This is a genomic window from Microcoleus sp. S13_C5 (assembly GCF_036700845.1).
Lineage (GTDB): Bacteria > Cyanobacteriota > Cyanobacteriia > Cyanobacteriales > Microcoleaceae > Microcoleus.
Genome location: NZ_JAUBPR010000023.1, coordinates 53,201 through 74,910, shown reverse-complemented (window position 1 = coordinate 74,910; position 21,710 = coordinate 53,201). Strand labels below are relative to the sequence as shown.

Annotated in this window: 17 protein-coding genes and 1 CRISPR repeat array; of the genes, 3 read left to right on the top strand and 14 right to left on the bottom strand. The window is 43.8% G+C overall.

Annotated elements, in window-relative coordinates; genetic code table 11:
* Positions 1 to 130: 130 nt before the first annotated feature.
* Positions 131 to 3,773: direct repeats of the CRISPR family, unit length 37 nt; unit sequence GTTTCAATCCCTGATAGGGTTTTAGGTTTTTTCCGGC.
* A 254-nt stretch (positions 3,774 to 4,027) separates the two neighbouring features.
* From cas2 to cas3, 11 genes are all read right to left on the bottom strand, one after another.
* Positions 4,028 to 4,300 carry a CRISPR-associated endonuclease Cas2 gene (gene cas2 / locus QUA04_RS09490; protein ID WP_190731614.1) on the bottom strand — a complete coding sequence of 91 codons (273 nt, stop codon included), beginning with the start codon at positions 4,298 to 4,300 and terminating at the stop codon, positions 4,028 to 4,030.
* Between the two features lie 15 nt (positions 4,301 to 4,315).
* Complete coding sequence (gene cas1d, locus QUA04_RS09485) at positions 4,316 to 5,194, bottom strand: type I-D CRISPR-associated endonuclease Cas1d (RefSeq protein ID WP_445242304.1); 879 nt, start codon at positions 5,192 to 5,194, stop codon at positions 4,316 to 4,318.
* A gap of 148 nt (positions 5,195 to 5,342) precedes the next feature.
* The gene (gene cas4 / locus QUA04_RS09480) at positions 5,343 to 5,936 is read right to left on the bottom strand and encodes a CRISPR-associated protein Cas4 (protein ID WP_333255978.1); all 594 of its coding nucleotides are present in this window, start codon (positions 5,934 to 5,936) and stop codon (positions 5,343 to 5,345) included.
* Positions 5,937 to 6,076: 140 nt separating this feature from the next.
* Complete coding sequence (gene cas6, locus QUA04_RS09475) at positions 6,077 to 6,910, bottom strand: CRISPR-associated endoribonuclease Cas6 (protein ID WP_333255976.1); 834 nt, start codon at positions 6,908 to 6,910, stop codon at positions 6,077 to 6,079.
* 87 nt (positions 6,911 to 6,997) lie between these two features.
* Entirely contained in the window at positions 6,998 to 7,735 is a 738-nt protein-coding gene (gene cas5d / locus QUA04_RS09470) for a type I-D CRISPR-associated protein Cas5/Csc1 (protein ID WP_333255974.1), read from the bottom strand.
* A 5-nt stretch (positions 7,736 to 7,740) separates the two neighbouring features.
* Positions 7,741 to 8,754, bottom strand: coding sequence for a type I-D CRISPR-associated protein Cas7/Csc2 (gene cas7d, locus QUA04_RS09465; RefSeq protein WP_333255972.1), 1,014 nt, complete (start codon positions 8,752 to 8,754; stop codon positions 7,741 to 7,743).
* Between the two features lie 69 nt (positions 8,755 to 8,823).
* Entirely contained in the window at positions 8,824 to 12,309 is a 3,486-nt protein-coding gene (cas10d, locus tag QUA04_RS09460; protein ID WP_333255969.1) for a type I-D CRISPR-associated protein Cas10d/Csc3, read from the bottom strand.
* A gap of 3 nt (positions 12,310 to 12,312) precedes the next feature.
* On the bottom strand, positions 12,313 to 12,744 hold the full coding sequence (hepT, locus tag QUA04_RS09455; RefSeq protein ID WP_333255967.1) for a type VII toxin-antitoxin system HepT family RNase toxin: 432 nt from the start codon (positions 12,742 to 12,744) through the stop codon (positions 12,313 to 12,315).
* A complete protein-coding gene (mntA, locus tag QUA04_RS09450) occupies positions 12,741 to 13,190 on the bottom strand; it encodes a type VII toxin-antitoxin system MntA family adenylyltransferase antitoxin (RefSeq protein ID WP_333255965.1) in 450 nt (149 codons plus the stop codon). The genes hepT and mntA overlap by 4 nt, the downstream gene beginning before the upstream one ends.
* A 34-nt stretch (positions 13,191 to 13,224) precedes the next feature.
* Entirely contained in the window at positions 13,225 to 13,512 is a 288-nt protein-coding gene (locus tag QUA04_RS09445) for a hypothetical protein (protein WP_333200992.1), read from the bottom strand.
* Between the two features lie 249 nt (positions 13,513 to 13,761).
* Entirely contained in the window at positions 13,762 to 15,957 is a 2,196-nt protein-coding gene (gene cas3 / locus QUA04_RS09440) for a type I-D CRISPR-associated helicase Cas3' (RefSeq protein ID WP_333255962.1), read from the bottom strand.
* Positions 15,958 to 16,054: 97 nt separating this feature from the next.
* Here cas3 and QUA04_RS09435 point away from each other — a divergent pair, with 97 nt between their 5' ends.
* Complete coding sequence (locus tag QUA04_RS09435) at positions 16,055 to 16,921, top strand: WYL domain-containing protein (RefSeq protein WP_333255960.1); 867 nt, start codon at positions 16,055 to 16,057, stop codon at positions 16,919 to 16,921.
* A 174-nt stretch (positions 16,922 to 17,095) separates the two neighbouring features.
* Here QUA04_RS09435 and QUA04_RS09430 read toward each other — a convergent pair whose 3' ends face one another.
* Complete coding sequence (locus QUA04_RS09430) at positions 17,096 to 17,311, bottom strand: hypothetical protein (protein WP_333255983.1); 216 nt, start codon at positions 17,309 to 17,311, stop codon at positions 17,096 to 17,098.
* A gap of 251 nt (positions 17,312 to 17,562) precedes the next feature.
* On the opposite strand from QUA04_RS09430, the gene grxC reads away from it, so the two are divergent.
* A complete protein-coding gene (gene grxC, locus QUA04_RS09425) occupies positions 17,563 to 17,877 on the top strand; it encodes a glutaredoxin 3 (RefSeq protein WP_333100208.1) in 315 nt (104 codons plus the stop codon).
* Positions 17,878 to 17,921: 44 nt separating this feature from the next.
* On the opposite strand, the gene menD is transcribed toward grxC, so the two are convergent.
* On the bottom strand, positions 17,922 to 19,838 hold the full coding sequence (gene menD, locus QUA04_RS09420) for a 2-succinyl-5-enolpyruvyl-6-hydroxy-3-cyclohexene-1-carboxylic-acid synthase (protein WP_333255958.1): 1,917 nt from the start codon (positions 19,836 to 19,838) through the stop codon (positions 17,922 to 17,924).
* A 73-nt stretch (positions 19,839 to 19,911) separates the two neighbouring features.
* Between menD and QUA04_RS09415 the strand changes: the two genes are divergently transcribed.
* Positions 19,912 to 20,211: an antibiotic biosynthesis monooxygenase gene (locus QUA04_RS09415; RefSeq protein ID WP_333255956.1), complete on the top strand. Its 300-nt coding sequence runs from the start codon at positions 19,912 to 19,914 to the stop codon at positions 20,209 to 20,211.
* Between the two features lie 52 nt (positions 20,212 to 20,263).
* Here the strand turns inward: QUA04_RS09415 and QUA04_RS09410 are convergent, their stop codons facing one another.
* The gene (locus QUA04_RS09410) at positions 20,264 to 21,697 is read right to left on the bottom strand and encodes an isochorismate synthase (RefSeq protein WP_333255954.1); all 1,434 of its coding nucleotides are present in this window, start codon (positions 21,695 to 21,697) and stop codon (positions 20,264 to 20,266) included.
* Between the last annotated feature and the right edge of the window lie 13 nt (positions 21,698 to 21,710).

Genomic DNA, 21,710 nt, shown 5'->3' with positions numbered 1-21,710 from the left:
AACCAAAATTGGGACGTATTCTCCGCTTATAAAGCCAGTTTAGGCTTTGTTTGGGCTTAAAATTTGTTTAAGTCCCGTTAGGTTTTTTCCGGCTCGATAAAATCAACCAGTTTTTATCGAAAGAAAATTTGTTTCAATCCCTGATAGGGTTTTAGGTTTTTTCCGGCTCAGTCGGCTGATTGGTCGGATGCTAAGGGTACGGTTTCAATCCCTGATAGGGTTTTAGGTTTTTTCCGGCCTTCAGCTACAATACGGACGAATTCTCCGCGTTGGTTTCAATCCCTGATAGGGTTTTAGGTTTTTTCCGGCACATATCCGAGTGAGTTCGGAGAAGGGCTTCCCGGTTTCAATCCCTGATAGGGTTTTAGGTTTTTTCCGGCACGCGAGCCAGATTCAGAATTACTTGTGCAGGCGTCGGTTTCAATCCCTGATAGGGTTTTAGGTTTTTTCCGGCATCCATATGCTATTAAGCTCGCACAGGATAAACGTTTCAATCCCTGATAGGGTTTTAGGTTTTTTCCGGCATCGGGGCGATAAAATCACCCACCTCCTATCTAAAGGTTTCAATCCCTGATAGGGTTTTAGGTTTTTTCCGGCAAAAGGTACTCAATCGGCAATCAGGTGGGCGATCGTTTCAATCCCTGATAGGGTTTTAGGTTTTTTCCGGCCGATGTAATTCTAAATGTTCCCTATTTCTCGCAGCGTTTCAATCCCTGATAGGGTTTTAGGTTTTTTCCGGCGGGTCCTTCGATCTTGGATCGTATGTAAATTCCCTGTTTCAATCCCTGATAGGGTTTTAGGTTTTTTCCGGCGCTTCCAGGTGAAGATTAACGCCATCATTCTCGAAGTTTCAATCCCTGATAGGGTTTTAGGTTTTTTCCGGCTTTCTAACTCTTCTTGGTATTTGATAGCTGCTTTAGTTTCAATCCCTGATAGGGTTTTAGGTTTTTTCCGGCTGAACCAGATAGGCGCTTTTTTGTGATAAATACCCGTTTCAATCCCTGATAGGGTTTTAGGTTTTTTCCGGCCTGCATAAGTAAATTCACTATCGGTTCTTGCGATAGGTTTCAATCCCTGATAGGGTTTTAGGTTTTTTCCGGCCCGAGGTTGTTGCCCGCCATAAAATTTGGCGTTGTTTCAATCCCTGATAGGGTTTTAGGTTTTTTCCGGCTCGGAGTTCAGTGTTCCATGCAGCCATCCCAATAAGTTGTTTCAATCCCTGATAGGGTTTTAGGTTTTTTCCGGCTCCTCAAAGGTGCGTCTTTGCTTCCTCCCGCTTCTAGGTTTCAATCCCTGATAGGGTTTTAGGTTTTTTCCGGCTTCAGTTGTTCTAGTTTGAATCATCTTTTTCCTCGTTTCAATCCCTGATAGGGTTTTAGGTTTTTTCCGGCAGTATTCCACGGCGCGCTTGCTTCGGTCAACAAGTTTCAATCCCTGATAGGGTTTTAGGTTTTTTCCGGCGGTACTGGAGTAATCACGGCGACAACAGAGCCTAGGTTTCAATCCCTGATAGGGTTTTAGGTTTTTTCCGGCTTTCCGCAACATTTCTTGGGAATTTAAAGCAAAGTTTCAATCCCTGATAGGGTTTTAGGTTTTTTCCGGCTTTCTTGGGCTTGAGCCATTCATCAAAATCCTGCACGTTTCAATCCCTGATAGGGTTTTAGGTTTTTTCCGGCATGAGTGCAGGAATTATTGCATTACAAGGACTCTCGTTTCAATCCCTGATAGGGTTTTAGGTTTTTTCCGGCAAACGAGCGCCACCTGCTTTCCACCAAACAGGCGAGACTAAGTTTCAATCCCTGATAGGGTTTTAGGTTTTTTCCGGCCTACTACTGGTGCGGTAATTGGTGCTGGCTTGGGCTGTTTCAATCCCTGATAGGGTTTTAGGTTTTTTCCGGCTTGGCAGGGTTTTAGCTGTTTCTCGCACTACTGTGTTTCAATCCCTGATAGGGTTTTAGGTTTTTTCCGGCCGAGCAAAACACCCTCAAACCCTTACTACTAGGGTTTCAATCCCTGATAGGGTTTTAGGTTTTTTCCGGCGCGGGTTAATTGCCCTAGCATCCATAAATTCTTTCGGTTTCAATCCCTGATAGGGTTTTAGGTTTTTTCCGGCAATTAGAGCATAGGAGAAGCCGCCCCGCTAGTTGTTTCAATCCCTGATAGGGTTTTAGGTTTTTTCCGGCCTCGACAACTCCCTCGCAACTGCCACAGACTTCCTCTCCGTTTCAATCCCTGATAGGGTTTTAGGTTTTTTCCGGCGGGGTTAGAGCGTCGGTTGTGCCTAGTTCACTTTGTTTCAATCCCTGATAGGGTTTTAGGTTTTTTCCGGCCTTATTCGGACTTCTTCGTCCCCTCGTCAATGTCAACGGGAATAGTTTCAATCCCTGATAGGGTTTTAGGTTTTTTCCGGCGCTGCGCTGAACTTAAAGCTTGTGCGTTCAAAGTTGTTTCAATCCCTGATAGGGTTTTAGGTTTTTTCCGGCGCAGCGCGATCGCATCGTAGGGATGCCCCTTGTCAGTTTCAATCCCTGATAGGGTTTTAGGTTTTTTCCGGCTGCCACCACGGTGCCACCACAGTGCCACCACACAGTTTCAATCCCTGATAGGGTTTTAGGTTTTTTCCGGCCATCGTTGCCCTCACTCAGGCTCTCAATTTTCCCAGTTTCAATCCCTGATAGGGTTTTAGGTTTTTTCCGGCGAATAATCTCAATGCTATTCTGCGACCTCCGAAAGTTTCAATCCCTGATAGGGTTTTAGGTTTTTTCCGGCCTATATACTTGCACGTTGCTGTTGGCGTGTCAAGGGTTTCAATCCCTGATAGGGTTTTAGGTTTTTTCCGGCCATATAGTCTTGGGCTTGGATTGGTTCGTTGCAGTTTCAATCCCTGATAGGGTTTTAGGTTTTTTCCGGCCGAAGCCTTTTCCGCTCGTCTGACTCGAATTCCTGAGTTTCAATCCCTGATAGGGTTTTAGGTTTTTTCCGGCCTGTTGGTTTTTGGTAGCGGATTTTACCACCCAGTTTCAATCCCTGATAGGGTTTTAGGTTTTTTCCGGCTTGCCCGAACTGGGCGAGCTGCGAGCCGTGCAACTGTTTCAATCCCTGATAGGGTTTTAGGTTTTTTCCGGCACCGCCCCGGTTTGCCCTGGGGCTTTACTCGCACAAGTTTCAATCCCTGATAGGGTTTTAGGTTTTTTCCGGCTTATCACAGGTCAAACAGTTTTCTTAGTAGTAATTAGGTTTCAATCCCTGATAGGGTTTTAGGTTTTTTCCGGCTTAATGCTTTTAAAGTTGGTTTGTGTTTCAATTTGTTGTTTCAATCCCTGATAGGGTTTTAGGTTTTTTCCGGCTCTTGAAGGTGGCTTTGCTGTGTCTATACTTTGAGTTTCAATCCCTGATAGGGTTTTAGGTTTTTTCCGGCAACAGAAGTGGGTTATTTCGATTATTATGACGCGTTTCAATCCCTGATAGGGTTTTAGGTTTTTTCCGGCAATGTTACGACATCTTTCAATCCATTCTACTGCTGTTTCAATCCCTGATAGGGTTTTAGGTTTTTTCCGGCGAGACAGAATTATTTCGCCTACCTTACTGATAGGTTTCAATCCCTGATAGGGTTTTAGGTTTTTTCCGGCGAAATCCAATTCTGGAGACTTAGCGTGAAAGATGTTTCAATCCCTGATAGGGTTTTAGGTTTTTTCCGGCTGAATTGGCTAAGCAGTTACTTACGTTCAACTTCAAAGTTTCAATCCCTGATAGGGTTTTAGGTTTTTTCCGGCCGCCGGGGTCTGGGAGGCTTGAAATATAAGGTTTTCAAGGTTCAGTTGCGTCTGACTGCAATCAATATACCGTTTGGGCGATCGCCCTGTCAAGGGGGCAAAATTCAAATAGACCTCAAACTCTCTCCCAGTAAAGCTTTCAGCATTTGCGTCTGACCCGCATGAGGTACAAACCACTGCAAACCCAGTCCTAGTAAAGCTCTCAGCCCTTAAAATTCACCCCCTCCGTTCAACACCTACAGCCAGACGCAAAATCACACCATAAAGATCGTAGTATCCAGCGGTGCCCGACCGCCAATCCGCTCGATCTTGCCCTGACAGCAAGCGCACAAATAGTGAAACAGGATGCTGTCTTCTTCCGACTTAATCACCCTACTCAGACGTTGGCGCATCCGGGCATACTCGGTATCCGTCACCTCGCAATGAAACACCGAATACTGCTTCCATTCCCCATAAGACTTGAGAATCTTGTGAATCTTAGTGCGGCGCTTGTCCTCTGATATATCGTAGCAAACCAAAACAAACATAACTTAATTGCCTCCCTATTTCAGAATCAAAGGTGGATACTTATCAACTTCACCCATCAAATACTTAGCCATCAGCCGCCCTTGAATTTCAAAAGCTTCTTGATAAGTACACAACTTTCCCATCACAGGATGCTTGAACTTTGACTGCTTCTTTTCTTCGTAAAGTCGCAAAAAATTGTGCAGCGCTTCTTTTGTTAAAGAAACCGCCCCGCTCAACGGTTCTGCGGTAAAATCATTAGGCGAAACTTTCTGCAAATTTATCGCCGTCAACACTACAGCATCAACTACCAAAGGTCGAAATTCTTCCATCAAATCCAGTGCTAAGGAAGGACGCCCATAGCGCTCAAAATGCAAATATCCCAAATACGGATCGAATCCTACAATATTCACTGCACTTTGAACATCGTGCCGCAGCAGAGAATATCCCAAACTTAACAGAGAATTTACCGGATCAGTAGGCGGACGGCGGCGGCGAACTTCAAAGCTAAATTCCGGCACGCGAATCAGCCGATTGAAGCAGCCAAAATAAGTCGCACTACCCGCCCCCTCTAATCCTCGCAGAGAATTAATACTCGAAGTTTTGTCAATAGACGCAATTACTTGTTTCAATTGGGCGATCGGCTTTTCAAAATCCTGGGGAGAATATTTGCGCTGACACTCTAACAAAGTATTGCGGTAATTCTTGAGTTTTCCCCGTACAAACCCCCTAACTAAATGCACCGCCTGTTCCGATTCCCCAGCCGCTTGCCACTGAGCTTTTCGCACAAAGATGTTTTTCGTCATTTCCGGTTCCAACCTCCCCAAATAACGTCCATTTAGCGTCAGAAAACTTAAAGGAATGTGACGTTCCAAAAGTTCCACAACCACAGCCGGCGAAACTGTAGCGCGTCCCAATGCAACAACACCATCAATCTTAATTTATGGCACGTCCAACAGATTTTTTTTGTCAGCTTTAACCGTCAGACGTTCATCGACTTTGCCAATAAAAGCATCTTCTTGAGTAATGTAAACTGTTCCCATTGTGAAATCTCCTATTTGCAGGTTAACTTGCTTCTTGATAGCGGTTGACTTTGGCCGCAGCTTGGGGCAGACATTGGGGAAAAAGACTGCATCCCGTACACCGAGCGGTGTAAACTGGTAAAGGGATATTTCCCGATCGCCAAAGAGCACCGACTTTTTCAATAGTTGCGATCGTATCCTGTCTCAAACCCTCAGAAATCTCGACTAATTGCCGCTGATGCGACTGCGCGTAATACACATATCCAGTCGCAATAGTTTTCCCCGTCATCTCCTCCAAACAAAGCGCTTGGGCGCAAACCTGCAACTCATCATTATCCCATTCCCCCTTCCGTCCCCGCTTATATTCCACTGGGTAAATCTCACCCTCAGCCGACTCAATCAAATCCGATTTACCAATCAGTTTGTAGCGCTCGGATTTCAGCCAAATCGCCCGCACCTGCCAAGTTTCATCGCGATTAATCTCGCCCATCGTGTGAACGCGATCGTGCAAACTTGTCCCTTCTATGGTATACTGATTATCGGTGAATTCTCCAGCACAAGACATTCGCCAACAGCGGTGAGGACAGTAAGAATACTGGTTGAGAGTTGCAATCGAAATGTAATCAAAATCATTCATAATTTTGATGGTTTGTAGGAAATTAGTAATTGGAATTAGCAACAGGCAAGATGCCTGTTCCACAAGAGTTTAGTGTTATTGTGGGGTGGGCATCTTGCCCGCCCAGGAAATCCGGAATCTTGCCCGCCCTCAAAATCCGTTTAACTCTTATTAACAACTATTCTTCGAGTCATTCCCATCCCCATCGGAGTTTTCCTCCCCACCCCGCAGTAAACAGCAAAATCAGCCAAAGCATTAATTTGCTTAATCACTAAAGGCTCGACATCTCCCAAAATCCGATAACTAACCTCCCCAACCATGCCCACAAAATCGCTTTGATAGTTGGTCAATTTTTCACTTTTTATATTGACAAATGTTGAAAAAAGTGCATCGAAGGAAAGATCGGGAATTGCGATCGGGCTGTACTTATTCCAACGACTGAGGAGACTATTAAAAACGCAGTCTCTAGTAGGAATCACGGAATCAAATTTTCCCTGCCGAAAGGTAGTAGGAGTTGCAAAACTGAAGGCAATTAAGCGATTAGTTTCGGAAGCGCGATCGTACAATTGAGAGTAATCGCAAGCATTAGCCCAAGGCTGATCTACTTGGGGCGTTCCGAGAATCTTAGTAATCATCAAATCGGCGGGCCCCAGATGCCACGGCTTCGAGGGATTGAGATTCAGCCAAAGATTAGTTAATTTGCCGAATAGAGTGTCATCAAGCAGAGTAATCCGCCACCAACAGATGGTATGTTCTGGAATCGGTTCTGTGTGTTCCCATTGGAGGAAATGGTGTTTTTTGAAAGGGCATTTTTTAGTTTGCAAAGGGCTGAGAGTGAAGGATTTTTGGGCGGTGGCATCGTGGAGGCGATCGCCGAGTTGTTTGTCAACGGAGCTCACGAGGGTGAGGAAGAGGGCGTGCAGGTGTCTGCCGGTGAGGTATCCGGGGGGAATCGGGGCCAGGGGAAGGATGTTGAGGACGAGGCTGTGCGGCATATTGGATAGCAAAATTAAAGTGCTGCAGGTTCGTAGTGAGGACTTCAGTTCTCAGCAGGATTAAAGTCCTTACTACGAACCTAAGAGTTAGTTAGCTCTAAAGCGATATTCCATGCAAGCTGGAAGTTGGATATTTTCAAGCTTGTAATATTTCTCGCCTATTTTAATTTCTTCAAGCTTGTAATATTGCCCACGAATTTTGATATTTTGAATCAAACTTACTGGCGGCATATTCACGACATCGTAGCTAATCACTTGATGGGAAAACATCACATCTAACGGATTGAGCAAATAAGAGCAAATGAAGTCACCATTTTTGTGCTCGAATTTGGTAATTTCATCAATCTTTAATTCAGCTTTGCTCATCCACTTTCCCAAGCGTATCCACTTTGCCAGTTTGAGAGACTTCTCTGAGATTATGAAAAACTCAAATTTGCTTTCCGGGGCGATTTCTTTTGTTCTTCCAAAACTAGGGATATTTTTCTGGGTTTTCTCCATCTCAACGTGATAGTTGTTGTTGGCGTATTTCCATGTGTTGAGAGTGGAGGAATGAGAAATAGAACGCCCCGGAGTAACATAAATTCCCTGTTGGTTGAGCGCCGTTAAATGCGGCTCGTATTTAGGAACTTGTTCGGGACAGAAATAGCGATAGGAATGTTCTTCAGAAACGGTGGTGGAATAGATTTCGCTATCCACCAAGCCGAGGGCATAACAAAGCGCGTAATTGTGAATTACAGGCTCTGTTTCGTAAAGTCTCCCTATCTCGCGAGTTGCAAAATAAAGGCTATCGTGCAACTCGATTTGACAGCGGTAAATCAAAGTCATTGTTTTTACTCCGCTGCAGCTGTAGCTCCTGCTTTACCCTTGATATGCTTCTTCGCGTAAGCTTTAGCCTCATCATCGGCTTTCTTTAACATTTTTTTAAGTTCATCTTCATTGCCAATAACAGCTTTAACCTCTGTCACTAATGGTGTAAACTTATCCCCAATAAAGTCTTCATGCACGATAAATTCCTCAGACAGTAACGTTTGGATAGCAGCCCTAGCAGCGACAATCACATCATTTTCATTGAGAGGGTTGTTGGAATTCAGCTTATCGTCACCCTGCAATTTGTCGTAAATTGCTTGCGTCCAGCGGAGGTTACTGGTAATTTCGCCGTCGGCAAATACGACACCAATTAACTCATTTCTGACTCGACCTGTGCGGGTGGTTTGAGCGCCATAGTGTCTGGTTCTGAGGATGTTGTTGAAAACATACAAAAAACTAGCTTCGGTAGGATCTTTCAGGGTGACAATGCTAGGAAAGAAAATCTGGGGTTTGATATGGTCTTGCTGATTGATGCGGCTGGTAACTTCGCCTGGTTTAGAACCGGCTTCACCCTTAGATGCCATTGTGCCATTCTCAAAGGGAGCATTGAGGGTAAAAGTCTCGTGAGATTCATCAAAAGCGGTAATTGAAAATGCTGTGTCAACTACTACTTTTGATTTTTCTGAACCAGAGTCACCGATCGCAAATCCGTAGATAATGCAATCAGGATTATTCATTGCAAACTTGACATTGTATTCGCAATCTTCAGCGGTCATAAAACCATAGTTACGCAGCAACTCGCGACCGACTAAACGTTCTGGTGTAGATTGCTTGCGCTTAAACATGGTCAGGCGGCTGATTGGTTTTTGGTCTTGAATTCCTGACCTCACCCGCGCTTTATTCAGTTCTCCATCGGTCTGAAATAGGGGATAAGATTCTGTGACTCGCACAGTCAGAAAATGTACATATTTTCCCATGGGTTTGTAAGGGATGTTAGCATGGAAAAATTTAGAGTCAACTGTTTTTAAGAAAGCCATGATTTGTGTCCTATGTAAAAATGTTAGTTTGGTAGTTATCTTGTAGCCTATCGAACAATAGATTCAGCTTTAATCATCACCTTCTTCCTGAGATTCGTCAGGAGATTTGTCATTTCTATCGCGATTGTCTTTGTCATTTTCTAAACGGTAAAGGAATTCGCAGGTATCTCGGATTAGGTTGATTTGGCGGCCGGCTAAACGGGCTCGATCGCCCGCAAATGATTGCTCAAATACCTCCTCAACAAAGTAGCGAGCAAACTCTAAAATTGCCTGTCGTTCTTCCTCCCGCTTGCTAAAAATCCAGCGTCCTTCAGCAGTAGAAGAGTGAACGCGATCCATGAGCTTTGAAACTTCAGCAGCAACTGTCAAGACTAAAGATTCACCTTGACAACTGAGATCTGCTTCTAGGATGGTTTTAGAAGCAATATCAATCGGTTTCAGCACAGCATTTGCCTTGGGATTATATCGCTTACTTGCACGGTAAAATCTGCGATACAATTCCGTCAATTTTTGGGGGTGGTTTAAACTTGATGCGGTTGTCACAGTCAATCGTTCCTCTTCATGATTATAGTGGGCATAGGAGTCAAAGCAAGGGTAAAAATGATAAGCATAAAGCTTGATTTTTTGAATTGATGCCGTTTCATTTTTATGTTTGCGAACCCATTGATTTAGGTAGCTAAACACATAAAGCGGGCTGGTTTCAAAATCCTTGGCGAGCTCAGTTAATTTACCCCAGTTGGAGTCATAGCCGGACTTCCCCTGTTTCGCATTAACATCAAGGTGAATGGCATAAGCAGCAGTTAACACATTTAAAGGTGCAGGATAAGATTTGCCGTTTTCCTCCCATCCTTCTAAGATATAGTCGAGACGAAAGCGATCGCGCTTTGTCAAAACCCGAAAAGCTGGCGGTGCGCTATCTAGAAATACGCTTTCTTCAAAGTCTGCACCGTCATTAAATGGCGGAATTGGCGACTCCGAAACCACCGTTTTGACATCCAGAATCATCGGGCATGCAAAAGCTAACCAAGCTGGCATAATCCAAGATTCTGTATCAGTTGGCTTTTTATCCTTCCCTTTCTTTTCTGGTGGCAATGCCATAAAATAAAAGGTCAGCGGTTGATTTTCGGGATAAGCAAGCTTGAATGTCTTGTCCTTTTTACCTTCCGCTCTTTCATCCAAATGAAAGACATCTACACTTTGATAGCGGTTCAATTCAAAATTAGCCTGAAGTTCCTTGCTAATAAAGTGATTGCGAACTCCCGTATCGAAGCGAGTTTGGAAAATATTATCGTAAGCCTGATGCAAAAATGCGTTCGTTTCAGGAGTGCAGTAATAAGTCGGATAAAAGTAGAGGTATCGGTATTTAGCATCCTCAAATCGTCCTCCAATTTCCTGAGTTTGGCTCATTAAAATCTGCCGTAGCATCATTTCGATGCCAGCAATACTGGAAATATTGCGTTTAGCATTAGAGCCTCCCAGCATTTGCTTGTTAGTATAAACTTGCGGCGTGAATAAAACGGCTGATTCCATTTGTTCGGTAACGGTATAAGCCGAGTGAGAAATCGAACAAACTAACTGTTTTCCCCGTCCCGATTTTTTCGCAGCTTGATAACGATCTAACTCATCTAAGAAAATCTGACCTGATATTGGCTCTGGTTCTGCTGTTTGTAACATCACAACTCGCGTCACCCACAGCCGCAAATCTTCCCAACCATCGGGAATATTGTATTCAGACAAAATTGGCTGAATTAAAGTTGTAATATGTGCAATCAACTCCTCACCAACTGGACGTACATCCTCAATGCTAGGGTGATGTTCTATATACTTAGCGGCTAAATAGTACCATTCGTAAGGAACACCGCCCGTACTACCTTTGAGTTTGTGTTCCTTGAGGCTTTCATTAATCCGCTGAATTTCTCGTATAGTTGGTAGGTGTTCTGAGAGATTCCAAAACTTTGCAACTTGATGAATTAATTTTTCGGGATTCAAATCAATTGTTGGTAGTTTGGGTAATTGCTTATCTTTCTTAAGTTCTACTTCGCGCTTTTTGCGTTCCGCTTCCATTTTAGTAACGCAATCTCCCCAGATTTTACGAGTTACTGAATCTCCAAATTCAGCAAGTTGATCGATCCGAATATCATCGGTAAATCGGAAGTCATAATCAACTGATAAGATTTCCTGTTTTTGAAATTTTATCAGATTGTCGCTGCGGTCTTTTGAAACAGGTTTTTTTCCATCCTTCAGAATCCTTAACGTTGCTTTAAGTGCAACTTTCATCAAATCAGGGATGTCGAAAAATAAAGTGTAGTAATCGGCATATTTCATGCCTTTACCATCTCGACTAAAACCTGTTTGTCTGTCTTCTAGTTCTTTGGCGCAGAGAGTTTTGATTTGATTAACAACTCGATCGGGTATGCTATCCACTGTCACAGAAGGTGCATTGCGGTGTGTCAAATAAATGATACCTGTTGGTAAATACAGCAGTGGATCATAGTAATGAATATCCTCTGAATTTATTTCAGTATGGGCATTCATTACGGCATTATTGACAATATTGGTGAGGACACCGCGATTTTCAGCAATGCTGTGATAGGAGAGTTTTAGTTGTCTGTCACTGACTTGACCAATCACATTATTTACACCTGGTTTAAGAGCGTCTTGAGGATGTTTGATAATGGATGCTAAACGGTCAGCGAGACAAGCTAATTTTGCTAATTCAACCAGTTTATCTCCTTCCAGTTGAGGCTGAAGTCCACTGTGTATGGAAAAATTCCAGTTGGTATCCGATCGCGTTTGAGCGTTGTAAGCGATGCAGAGTAAATCATCAAGATACTCGCGATAGGCTTCTGGATAGTTGGAATTAATTAATCGATCGAGATTGAGGTCGCGAATGATGGCATCAATAATTTCTCGATGTTCTGGGATTGACAAATCACGGATTTTATTATCCTTGTTTTTCTGAAAATCTTTGTATTTCTGCAACATTTGCGGAAATCTGCAATAATCAAATTTCTCAAAGTCGTGGAGAATGAAAGCAGCAACGAGTAACCGTCTTTCTGGTTCGCGAATCACGCGCTTAACGGTTGTATTCAATTTTTCTAGGCGCTGTTCGATTAAATTAGCCGGGAAAAGTCCGTTAAGTAAATGAGTATTTAGGGATTGATCGGCGGCATTTCTCCTGTTCATCACTTTGCCTTTTGCTGCGAGTTCCTGTTCTTTTGCTTCGATCCATTTACCGCCTTTAGCAGTAACACCGATCGCCACTCGCAGCAGATTTGGCAGAACATACTCGGCAAAATCAGCCATGATGGGGTCATCGGGATTTTGAGCCAAGATTGCCGATCGCAAAAGCTTGACGGTAATTAACTCCTGTTGGGGCGGCTCAATATCGCGATCGGTACTTTCAAAACTCAACCCCAAATCATCATCATCGTCTTCTTCTTCCAAATCATCCTCTTCCAAATCATCAAACTTTTCAACATTCAAATTCTGTGGTGCGTCAAAAAGTGATAGTTGTATAAATTCTGACTCTGTTGGTTTATTCTTCTTGGCCATTTTCTACTTCCTCCTAGCATTAAGGTATTCAGTGATTTGTTGGATATAGATCGGATATTGATTTAAGGCTGCTTGAATACCATTGAATAGTGCTACATAATTTATCTCCAAATATTTGTGAGCTAAAATATTACGGAGTCCTGCTGACAGTGCTAAATCTGTCGCAAGTTCAGGGGTGATAATTCCATATTGTCCAGCCTTGACAAAAGAGTCTTTATTGGAGAGAGGCTGAATATTTTTGTCGCCAGTTAGGATATGCTCGTTGATATCGATCGCAGCTTGAGCAATTAATTCCATAATTCGCTCCGAAATTGTTTTATGGTCAAAACTACTCAAGTAATTTTCTAAACTCATTCCTCGAAAGCGCCTTAATTCTAGAAGATAATTACCAATAAACTCCAATCTGCTTAAAACAACTGTAGGCTCAATACTCATACTACATCCCATTTCTTCAAAAACAACTCAACTTTATTCCGAAGCTCCCACTCTGTTTGCTTCAGTTCTGAATCGCTCATCAAAGCCTTTTGTTTGAATTTTTCAAATTCTCCCGGTTCGCTTTCATATAAAACCTTGCCATCACGAGCGACAAAATGAGCAATAAGTGAGGAGCATCTGTTTAACTCAACAACATCAATTTCATCACTGTTGATTTCAAAAAAATCGCCGAGTTTTTGAGGAACCTCAAACCAAGCAAAAGCACGCTCTCCCATGCAAGTTTTCCGTTTGTCTTCATCATAGAGTGTGGCAAAATCCCAGTCACTTTTAGCATGAGTTTTGCCTGTTGCTCTAGATCCAAACAAAACTAACATTTTGAGGTAAGGAATTTTATTCGGAAGTTGGGAAGTAAGCTTTTCTAAATCTATCAATGCTTGATTTTTCATGGCAATTTAGTCCTTGGTTAGTATCGACAGGATGTTATTCAATAAATCTTGAATTGCAAATAGCATCTCCATCCTGAGAAAAAGGATTTACTTGACATTCCAATTCAGAAATTTTGTCTGTCATATCGCTGTTAATCCTTGTGAGATAAATGTTTTCAGCCTCAGAACACTGAATCTGACTTTGCTGCTCGTAAAGAATTGTTACAAGTTTTTGACATTTGTGTAAGATTGAAGTAAATAGGCGCAGGAATTCGCTCAGGTCTTGTGTTAGACCGCAAAGCAAATGGTGCAGTTGGTCGGGGTCGATCTTCTGGGAGGACATAGGGACATCTCTCTGTCGTAGGGCAACATCTGTCATTCTACTACAGCATATTAAATGAGTGAAGACCATATCAAACTATCTTCTACACTTTCTGCTATACTCCACCTGGGAAAGTAATACTTCTTGACTCTGCTCAAGAGTATAAATACCTATCAGGGATTGAAACTTCACCCATTTCCTAGTGGTGGTTGCCTCATTTCCCAGCATCGGTTTCGGCACGATGCCAAATCCCTATCAGGGCTTGAGCTGTCAACAAATCCACACCTCACCTCCCTTACTCTTAAGCCGATAGGCGAGAGTATCCAAAAGCAGGGCCGACTGGCCGAATGCTACCGAGTAAGGTGCTCCGGGTTCGTGCCTACCAGACTCGTCAATTGGATAAATTTGAAAGTGCATGGGTAATTGCAGCCGTTTTTTAGCTTCCTGCACCGGATAGCGGATGACGTAACTCACCAAACCCCGCAATTTCAGCCGCTTGTTAATTTCATTAATCCAACGATTTCCCGGCGGCTGCAAAACCTGAATACCCAACAGAACTTGAACTTTCCAAGTATCTGCAACTTCGCCCAAATCTCCGGGATAGATAAATTTCCAATTCATTCGTTCCTCTCGATAAGCTTGCAATTTCATAAAGGCTAAACAGCGTTCAAATCGTCCTTTAGGGATGGGTTGACCTGTGCGTTCCGCTGTCTCTTGCAGCAGTCGCATATAAACCGATTCTGTCATAGGTTCAATTTCCAAATTGCTCAAAATTCCCGGCAAATCGTAGGTCTTAAATCTGTCGGCTTCGTTTCGCTCGGTGAGGTCGTACAATCCGCACTGAAGAGAACTAGAACCTCGAAAACTGCAAGCATCTTCGGCAATGGGATTTCCAGTTTTTTGTTTCGATAACTCCTGCCATTCTATTGTCCATTTCTTGACGCAACCTCTCACCCTTGCCAAACTGGTGTCAAAGACTTGTTCGCAATCTTTCTTAAATGCTTTATGACTTTCTCCAAATTCCCGTTTGATGGTTGGGTGGGCTAATCCTTGGCTGCTGCTGAGCAAAACTGACTGCACCCCGGCCCACCGTTTGTAATAGCCTCGGAAATCATTGATTTTGCGGTAGTTATCGCGGATTTGAGCGTGGAATTTAGGACGATCGTAAATACCATCTGCTACTAGCGGTGCATCCTTGTCTTCAAATAGTCTTGCTACTAAAAAGTTAGGTGTGAGAGCATAAGCTGTAAACTGATTAAATGCTATCTTTTTACCATCTTTTTTGTGACTATCATGGCGTCCCAGCCGTCCCAGCCGCTGAATGAAACTGCCTGCATCGGCAGATTCAAAAATTAAGAAATTAATTTTGAAGTCAACGCCGACATCAATGGTGCTAGTTCCCAAGATTAAGTCTGCTTCGAGCGATCGCTCTTTATCCCCTTTCCCTGTCAAACTGGTGTTTTCCTCAAATCTGAGAGTATGCAAGAATTCCTTAAATCTGGGAGTTAGACGCTTGACGGCTGCAATTGAATTGAGAATAATTGCTCCTTTACTACCCGGATGCTGCCGAAAATAATCCTCGATTAAATTGCGATTTTCCCAAAGCCAAGTTTCGGTAGCTTGATAGGTAGGTTCCAGAGAAATGAAAGTTAAAGAAATTGCTCGCGATACTTGCCGCCATCCCTCCGCTTGTAATTCACGATTTTGGCTTGCTGTATCTGGAAACCGATATTTGTTCTCTGTCAGCGGATCGATGATCTTCGGTTGAAAACCAGCTTTCTGTAAAAGCTGAATCAATTGTTCGTCTGGTGTTGCTGACAGAAATAGATACTTTTTGCGGCGGTTGGTGTGCTTAATCAACAGCATCGTGTTGATAATGCTGGCAGTTTGCGGAGCCGTGCAAACGTGAAATTCATCAACAATGAATAACTCGAATCTAGTATCGATCGGACTCCACAGCTTATTCGGACTATCTTTGGGAGTTAAATAAGCGTGGCGGTGGAGGTAGTGAAAAATGTCAGGATTAGTTAGAATTATTTCAGATTGCTGAGTGCGAGTGGCGATCGCCTCCCACTTTTTGATGTTTTCACTTTCGGCGTAAATTTCTAACTCCGGGCCACTCAGTCTCGAAACTCGCAATTCATCAACGAGTTTAAACAACTCAATGTATTGCTTAATTTGGATTTCTTGGTCGCGGGCTAGTTCATTTGTTGGGTACAGTCCAATGACATTGTAATACCCTTGGAGTATTCCTTGGAGAAGTGTTTCTAGATAAGCCGCCAAGCTTTTACCGTCGCCGGTCATCGCGGTATTGATAATGACATCAATATTGGGATTGCGAATTGCCTTTAAAGTTTCGGCTTGATGCCAAGAAAGTGTCCAACCTTCCGGTAATTTAACTTCCTTGGGAATCTCCGCAGCGGGACAGGAGTAAACGGATTTGAGAGTAATCTGATAATCGGACATACGCTGAATCTGTGTCCGTAGAAAGTAGATATTCCCCATATTGACACCGACAATAGAGATAATCAACCCTGTATCAAGATAAAGTGTCCGTACATTTATGAGTCGCAAAGGTCAATCGATCACCCTATCGGTTTCTGAACGAGATAAAACTGAGTTGGAAGCCTTGGCCCAAGAATTCGGGAAGACGTGGGGCGATCGCCCGAACATATCCAAACTGATAGAAGCGATCGCCCGCCGCCAACTGACGATCGCCCCCAACCACGACTGGCCCGAAACCCGCATCCAAGCCCTAGACATCGCCCGACAGCAATTGCTTGACTTGGGCAAAATTGATGAAGCGCTGGCAATTGCCCAATTGTTGAGCGATCGCAGCGAACTGACTCTCCCTTTCCGGGCTGAAATTGATCGGTTTTTGAGCAACCCATTACCTACTTGGCGGCAAAAAATCGATAATTTTATCCACAGACAGCAACCATTTCGCCTTTCCTATCGAGATGCAGCCGATCGCCTTTGGAGTTACACAGTTTTACACGCTCGGATTGTCCCTATTGAAAAGCGACAGTATTTAATGTGTCGCTGCGAAGAATCTGAGGGTAATCAAGACGTACCGGGACTAGAACACAACTGGACGCTGCTGCTTGATCGCATTGAAGATGCTGCGGTGATTTCGGTCGATCAACCTTGGCTGCCAGATTTAGCCCGGATTCCCGTAGAATTTCATTTATCCGGCAGACTTGCCTTTAACTACAGGCGCAAGCAGGAAGATGAGGAAGTCCGCGAACCAGAAGGGGAGCCGCCTATCAAGCGAGTGATTCGGAATATCTCAAATACCTTCTGGTTTTTTCGCGAAATCTCTCCTTACTGGGAAGATTGCGCGATTGTTGCCCCAGAGTCAGTGCGCGATCGATTCCAACAAAAACTGATCGCCCTCTGCCGCCAGTACAACCTGGAAATCCGCGATTAAATCAAAAAAAAAGCAGCCGGTAAAGGCTGCTTTGACAAAAAAACCGTTGTTGAGTTAGAGGAGAAAACTTTAAATCGAATTCAAATTACTGCTGTTTCCACTCCTGCCTGAGTTTCCACTATTTTTATCTACCGCTGACTCACCTTGCCTTCAGAACAAAACTTCAAATCCCGATTAGAATGCTGCTGAAAGTTCGTTGACTACTTGGACTCGGCCTCTGAGCACCGCCCGCAACAAGCGGTTGACACAGCCTCTGTCTTCATCATTCAGAGAGTCGTCGAAGGTGGCGGCCATCAAACCGTAGCGATCCGCCAGAGTCAAAACGCCTGTATCGGTTACAGCAGCGAGGATTTCAGAGATAGCGCCGGGGAGGAGTTGTACGGGGTGCATGGCAGTGCGGTTGAATTCGATATATTTATCATCTTCTGGTTTCCTCAAAAGATCGGTGATATTAATGAGGCCGCGAATGTGATTGTCAGGGGTGAAAGCCAGTGATCCGAGTAGAGTAAAGTTGTGACTTGGGTCACAGGGCGATCGCCCGACAGCTTAAAACCCACCTCTGGCAGATGCGCCCATACCAGCGGAATTTATACATTGGGTATGATTTCTAAATGAGTTCCACCCTTACCCCCGTACTAAAAATGCTTGATTTTCTCAATCCCATCTTGGGCCGCAAGCCCGATCGCATCAAAGCCAATGTTGAAATCTATACTTGGCAAACCTGTCCCTACTGCATCCGCGCCAAAACTTTGCTGTGGTGGAAAGGCGTAAATTTCACGGAATACAAAATTGATGGCGACGAAGCCGCTAGAAAAGCAATGGCCGATCGCGCTAACGGACGCCGCAGCGTGCCCCAAATTTTCATTAATAACCAACACGTAGGCGGCTGCGATGACATTCACAAACTCGATGCAGATGGAGAGTTAGATTCGCTGCTAGCTCAACCAGCCGTTTAAATTAATGTAGGTTGGGTTTCGTTCCACCTGCTCAACCTACAAATTTACAAATTTTTGGCAAATTTACCTAAATTATCTTGCCGCCATTTAGCATCGGCGCGCCTGTCTGTTTGCAATTCTAAGACGCGAATCCCGCTATTTGGCAGCAAATTTAATTTTTCTTTGAACTGTTCCCAATCCTCAATTACCTCGTGTTCCACGCGGTAAGTTGCACACAACTGAGCAAAATTTATCTGCTGCGGCGTGGCAAAAAACTCTTCAAAGGGCGGGTCAAATTTGGCAACTGGCAACATTTCAAAAATTCCGCCACCGTTGTTATTAATTAATATGATTGTCAGATGACCGACAAATTTATTTTTTATTAAAAAACCGTTCGTATCGTGCAAAAGTGCTAAATCGCCTGTTAGCATGATGCTGCTTTGATTGCGGTGAGCAACTCCCAAAGCTGTTGATAATGTGCCGTCTATACCGTTAGCGCCACGATTGAAAAACGGTTTTATTTCTAAGTTGTTCGGCTTCCAGAAAAACTCGACATCTCGGACGGGCATACTGTTGGCAATAAATATCGGTGTTCCCGGTGGCAAAATTTGGGAAAGCAGCCAGGAAACTTTGGGTTCGATTATGTTGTTAATTGCTGATATTTTTTGGTCTATTGTTTCTCTGACTTGGATTTCGGTGTGGCGCCAAAGTTGGAGGTATTCGTTTGATGGAGAGGTTTGAACCCCCCCTAACCCCCCCTTATTAAGGGGGGGGACTGGAGTTGATTCGTCCTTGTTTAGGGGGGGGATTTGAGGGGAAATAGCAGTGGTAGCAGGGGCTCGATCCCCCCCTAACCCCCCCTTAATAAGGGGGGGGACAAGAGTTAATGTAGTTGCGAGATTAGTTGCGAGATTTTCAGGGGAGGTTCGCAGGTGAATTGTTTTGCCGTGTAAGGGATCGAAATTGTGGTGGCTGGGGTCGATTATGTAGCGTTTGGGTTGGGTTTTATCCAGCCAGTTTCGGAGTTCTTTGCTTGTGGGTAAGTCTCCGATTTGAATGGCGATTTCTGGGGTTAATTTATCTGCTAGTTCGCGGTTTCGCAGGATTAAATCGTAGGTGGAAATTAGATGGGGGTTTAGTTGGGCGTAGTTTCTGACTGGGGATAGTCCTTCTGCTAAAACTGGCCAGTTTAAGGATTTGGAAATTTGGGCGATCGCACTACAGTATTTTTCGGCAAATTGAGGCTGTGCAACGCCTGCAATAATTATCCCTTTGCTGCACTTTTGCCATTGTTGCATTGTACTTTCTTCTCCCCCCCTTAAAAAGGGGGGGCTGGGGGGGGTAGAGCTTTCTCCTCCGAAAATGGGTTCTAATCCTGCAAAGAAATCTTCGGGATTAAATTCTGTTTCTAAAGCTTCTACGGCTATGTCTGGAACGGGTACAAGCGGGTCGCGAAAGGGGATGTTGAGGTGGACGGGACCTGGTGTTGGAAAGATCGATCGCTCCCAAGCATACACGATCGTCTGGCGCAGATAGTCTAGCATTCCTCTGGACGCAGAAGGTATAGCTAATTCGGCTTGCCAGTTGGGATAATTGCCGTATATTTTCACTTGGTCGATCGCTTGTCCGGCGTGACAGTCCCGCAGTTCGGGAGGTCGATCTGCGGTGAATATTAGCAGCGGAATTCGACTTTCTCTGGCTTCTATTATCGCAGGATAAAAGTTGGCTGCTGCGGTTCCCGACGTACAAATTAGTGCTGTTGGCAAAGAGGATTTTTTGGCAATTCCTAATGCAAAAAAACTGGCAGAACGTTCGTCGAGTATGGGAATAGTTTCTATTTTTTTGTTTTGAGCAAAGGCTATTGTTAGCGGTGCCGATCGCGAACCGGGACAAATCACGGCGGTAGTTAATCCCAACCACTGCAAAGTTTCTGCTAATACGGAAGCCCAGACGGTATTTGTGTTGCGAAAATCTATTGGCATTGCTAAACCTGAGTAGCTCAACTCTGTATTGTGCTACGATATTATACCAAAATAATTGTCAGGATACATTTTTATGATTCTTGAGGCGGTTGTGCTTAATGTCAAATCTGGCTGTGAGAGTGATTTTGAGATAGCTTTTAGAGAAGCCTCCAGTCTGATAGCGTCTATAGATGGATATTTATCTCACGAACTTCATCGCTGCACAGAAGTTCAAGGAAAATATCTATTATTGGTTAGATGGGAAAATTTAGAAGCTCATACAATTAGATTTAGGAATTCCGCTCAATATCAAGAGTGGAAAAGAATGCTTCACCATTTTTACGATCCTTTTCCCATAGTAGAACATTTTGAGGAGGTGAAGATTAAACATTAACACAGACTCAATCAATTAGCCAGACAACTCTACATTCTGCAAATTAGCTGAATTAAACTAAAGCATTTAAAAGTGCCTGCAATTTGAGCTGAATTTCTGCTAGTTCTTTTTCGGGTTCCGATCCCGCCACAATACCAGCACCAGCATAAAGTATAGCCCGATCGCCATCGATTAAAGCCGATCGAATGCCCACGGCAAATTCGCCGTTGCCGGTGCGATCGATCCAGCCGAGGGGTGCTGCGTACAAAGAGCGATCGCAGCTTTCGCAGCCGCGAATTTGCTGTAGGGCAATATCTCTCGGTACGCCGGCCACCGCTGGCGTTGGATGCAGTTGGGATAAAATCTTTAATAAATGAATATCACGGGGAATTCTAGCCCTTATGGGTGTCCACAAATGCTGAATGTTTGACAGTTGCAGCAGCCTGGGAACCGGGGAAAAGTCGGGATTGATACCGAGACTCGACAGGCGATCGACTATAAAATCAATTACAACTCGATGTTCTCGAATATCCTTTTCGCTGTTGAGTAAACCTTTGCCTAAATTCGCATCTTCCGCTTCATTTTTCCCCCTCGGTGCCGAACCAGCTAAAGCATCTGTTACTAATTCATTTTTGTGAATGCTGATTAAGCGTTCTGGACTGGCACCGATAAAATTTTGACCTTGGCCGTTACTGGTGGAAAATACGTAGCAACCGGGATAAGTAAGGCGCAAGTTATTTAAGGAATCTATTAAACTGAAAGGGGTTTGGGAAATGACATTTATTGCTTGGGACAAAACAATCTTACTGAAATATTTAGACTCAATCAATTTTAAAGCCGATTTGACTGATGTTTTAAAGTGAGTGGCATCGTTCACAGGGATTTGTTTTAAAAATATCGAGCTGTTTCTAAGAGAAGTTATTTTTTTGTAAGGGGGAGACGCAATTTTATCAAAATTTTGCCAAATATTATCCGTAATAAATTTAACATTTATGTCTCGGTTGATGATGGCATTTGCCACAATGATGCAGCTATCCTTCAGGCGAGTAATCTGCCATTTTGGTAAAAATAGCGTGCCAGGGGGAAAGTAAGAATTGGTGGCGACATTCTCATCGAAAAAAGCAAAGCTACAAAAAAAGTGCGGCCCGCTGAAGGGCAAGCGTTCTGTACCGATGGTAATTGTTCGGGCAAGACAAGATTGAATAAAGTTTTGAGCGACGGCAAATCGATCGCTTCCGGCTACTGTTAGATGGATTGCCGAATCTAGGGCGGCGATGGCAAAACTATTGCCTGAAATCGGGTCTCTTTTTTCAAAGTAAAAGTGCCGCTGGCATGGTTCGGAAATCTCTTGAAGTACAACTAGCGGATCGACGGGGGCAATCTCCTGAGAAATACTAACTATCTTTGTTTGATCTTTTTCCGTTAAAGACTGCTGGCAATCTAACAGAAACTGATGCAGTTGATTGCGGTCTTGTAAAAGATTAGCGCGGTGCGGTATTACTGTCATGAAAGCGAGAATA

Coding starts and splice junctions, on each gene's coding strand:
- cas6 (WP_333255976.1), bottom strand. CDS start 6,910: ATGCCGCACAGCCTCGTCCTCAACATCCTTCCCCTGGCCCCGATTCCC.
- grxC (WP_333100208.1), top strand. CDS start 17,563: ATGCTTGATTTTCTCAATCCCATCTTGGGCCGCAAGCCCGATCGCATC.
- cas7d (WP_333255972.1), bottom strand. CDS start 8,754: ATGGCTTTCTTAAAAACAGTTGACTCTAAATTTTTCCATGCTAACATC.
- mntA (WP_333255965.1), bottom strand. CDS start 13,190: ATGAAAAATCAAGCATTGATAGATTTAGAAAAGCTTACTTCCCAACTT.
- hepT (WP_333255967.1), bottom strand. CDS start 12,744: ATGAGTATTGAGCCTACAGTTGTTTTAAGCAGATTGGAGTTTATTGGT.
- QUA04_RS09415 (WP_333255956.1), top strand. CDS start 19,912: ATGATTCTTGAGGCGGTTGTGCTTAATGTCAAATCTGGCTGTGAGAGT.
- menD (WP_333255958.1), bottom strand. CDS start 19,838: ATGCCAATAGATTTTCGCAACACAAATACCGTCTGGGCTTCCGTATTA.
- QUA04_RS09410 (WP_333255954.1), bottom strand. CDS start 21,697: ATGACAGTAATACCGCACCGCGCTAATCTTTTACAAGACCGCAATCAA.
- cas10d (WP_333255969.1), bottom strand. CDS start 12,309: ATGGCCAAGAAGAATAAACCAACAGAGTCAGAATTTATACAACTATCA.
- QUA04_RS09435 (WP_333255960.1), top strand. CDS start 16,055: ATGAGTCGCAAAGGTCAATCGATCACCCTATCGGTTTCTGAACGAGAT.
- cas5d (WP_333255974.1), bottom strand. CDS start 7,735: ATGACTTTGATTTACCGCTGTCAAATCGAGTTGCACGATAGCCTTTAT.
- cas4 (WP_333255978.1), bottom strand. CDS start 5,936: ATGAATGATTTTGATTACATTTCGATTGCAACTCTCAACCAGTATTCT.
- cas3 (WP_333255962.1), bottom strand. CDS start 15,957: ATGTCCGATTATCAGATTACTCTCAAATCCGTTTACTCCTGTCCCGCT.
- QUA04_RS09430 (WP_333255983.1), bottom strand. CDS start 17,311: ATGCACCCCGTACAACTCCTCCCCGGCGCTATCTCTGAAATCCTCGCT.
- cas2 (WP_190731614.1), bottom strand. CDS start 4,300: ATGTTTGTTTTGGTTTGCTACGATATATCAGAGGACAAGCGCCGCACT.
- QUA04_RS09445 (WP_333200992.1), bottom strand. CDS start 13,512: ATGTCCTCCCAGAAGATCGACCCCGACCAACTGCACCATTTGCTTTGC.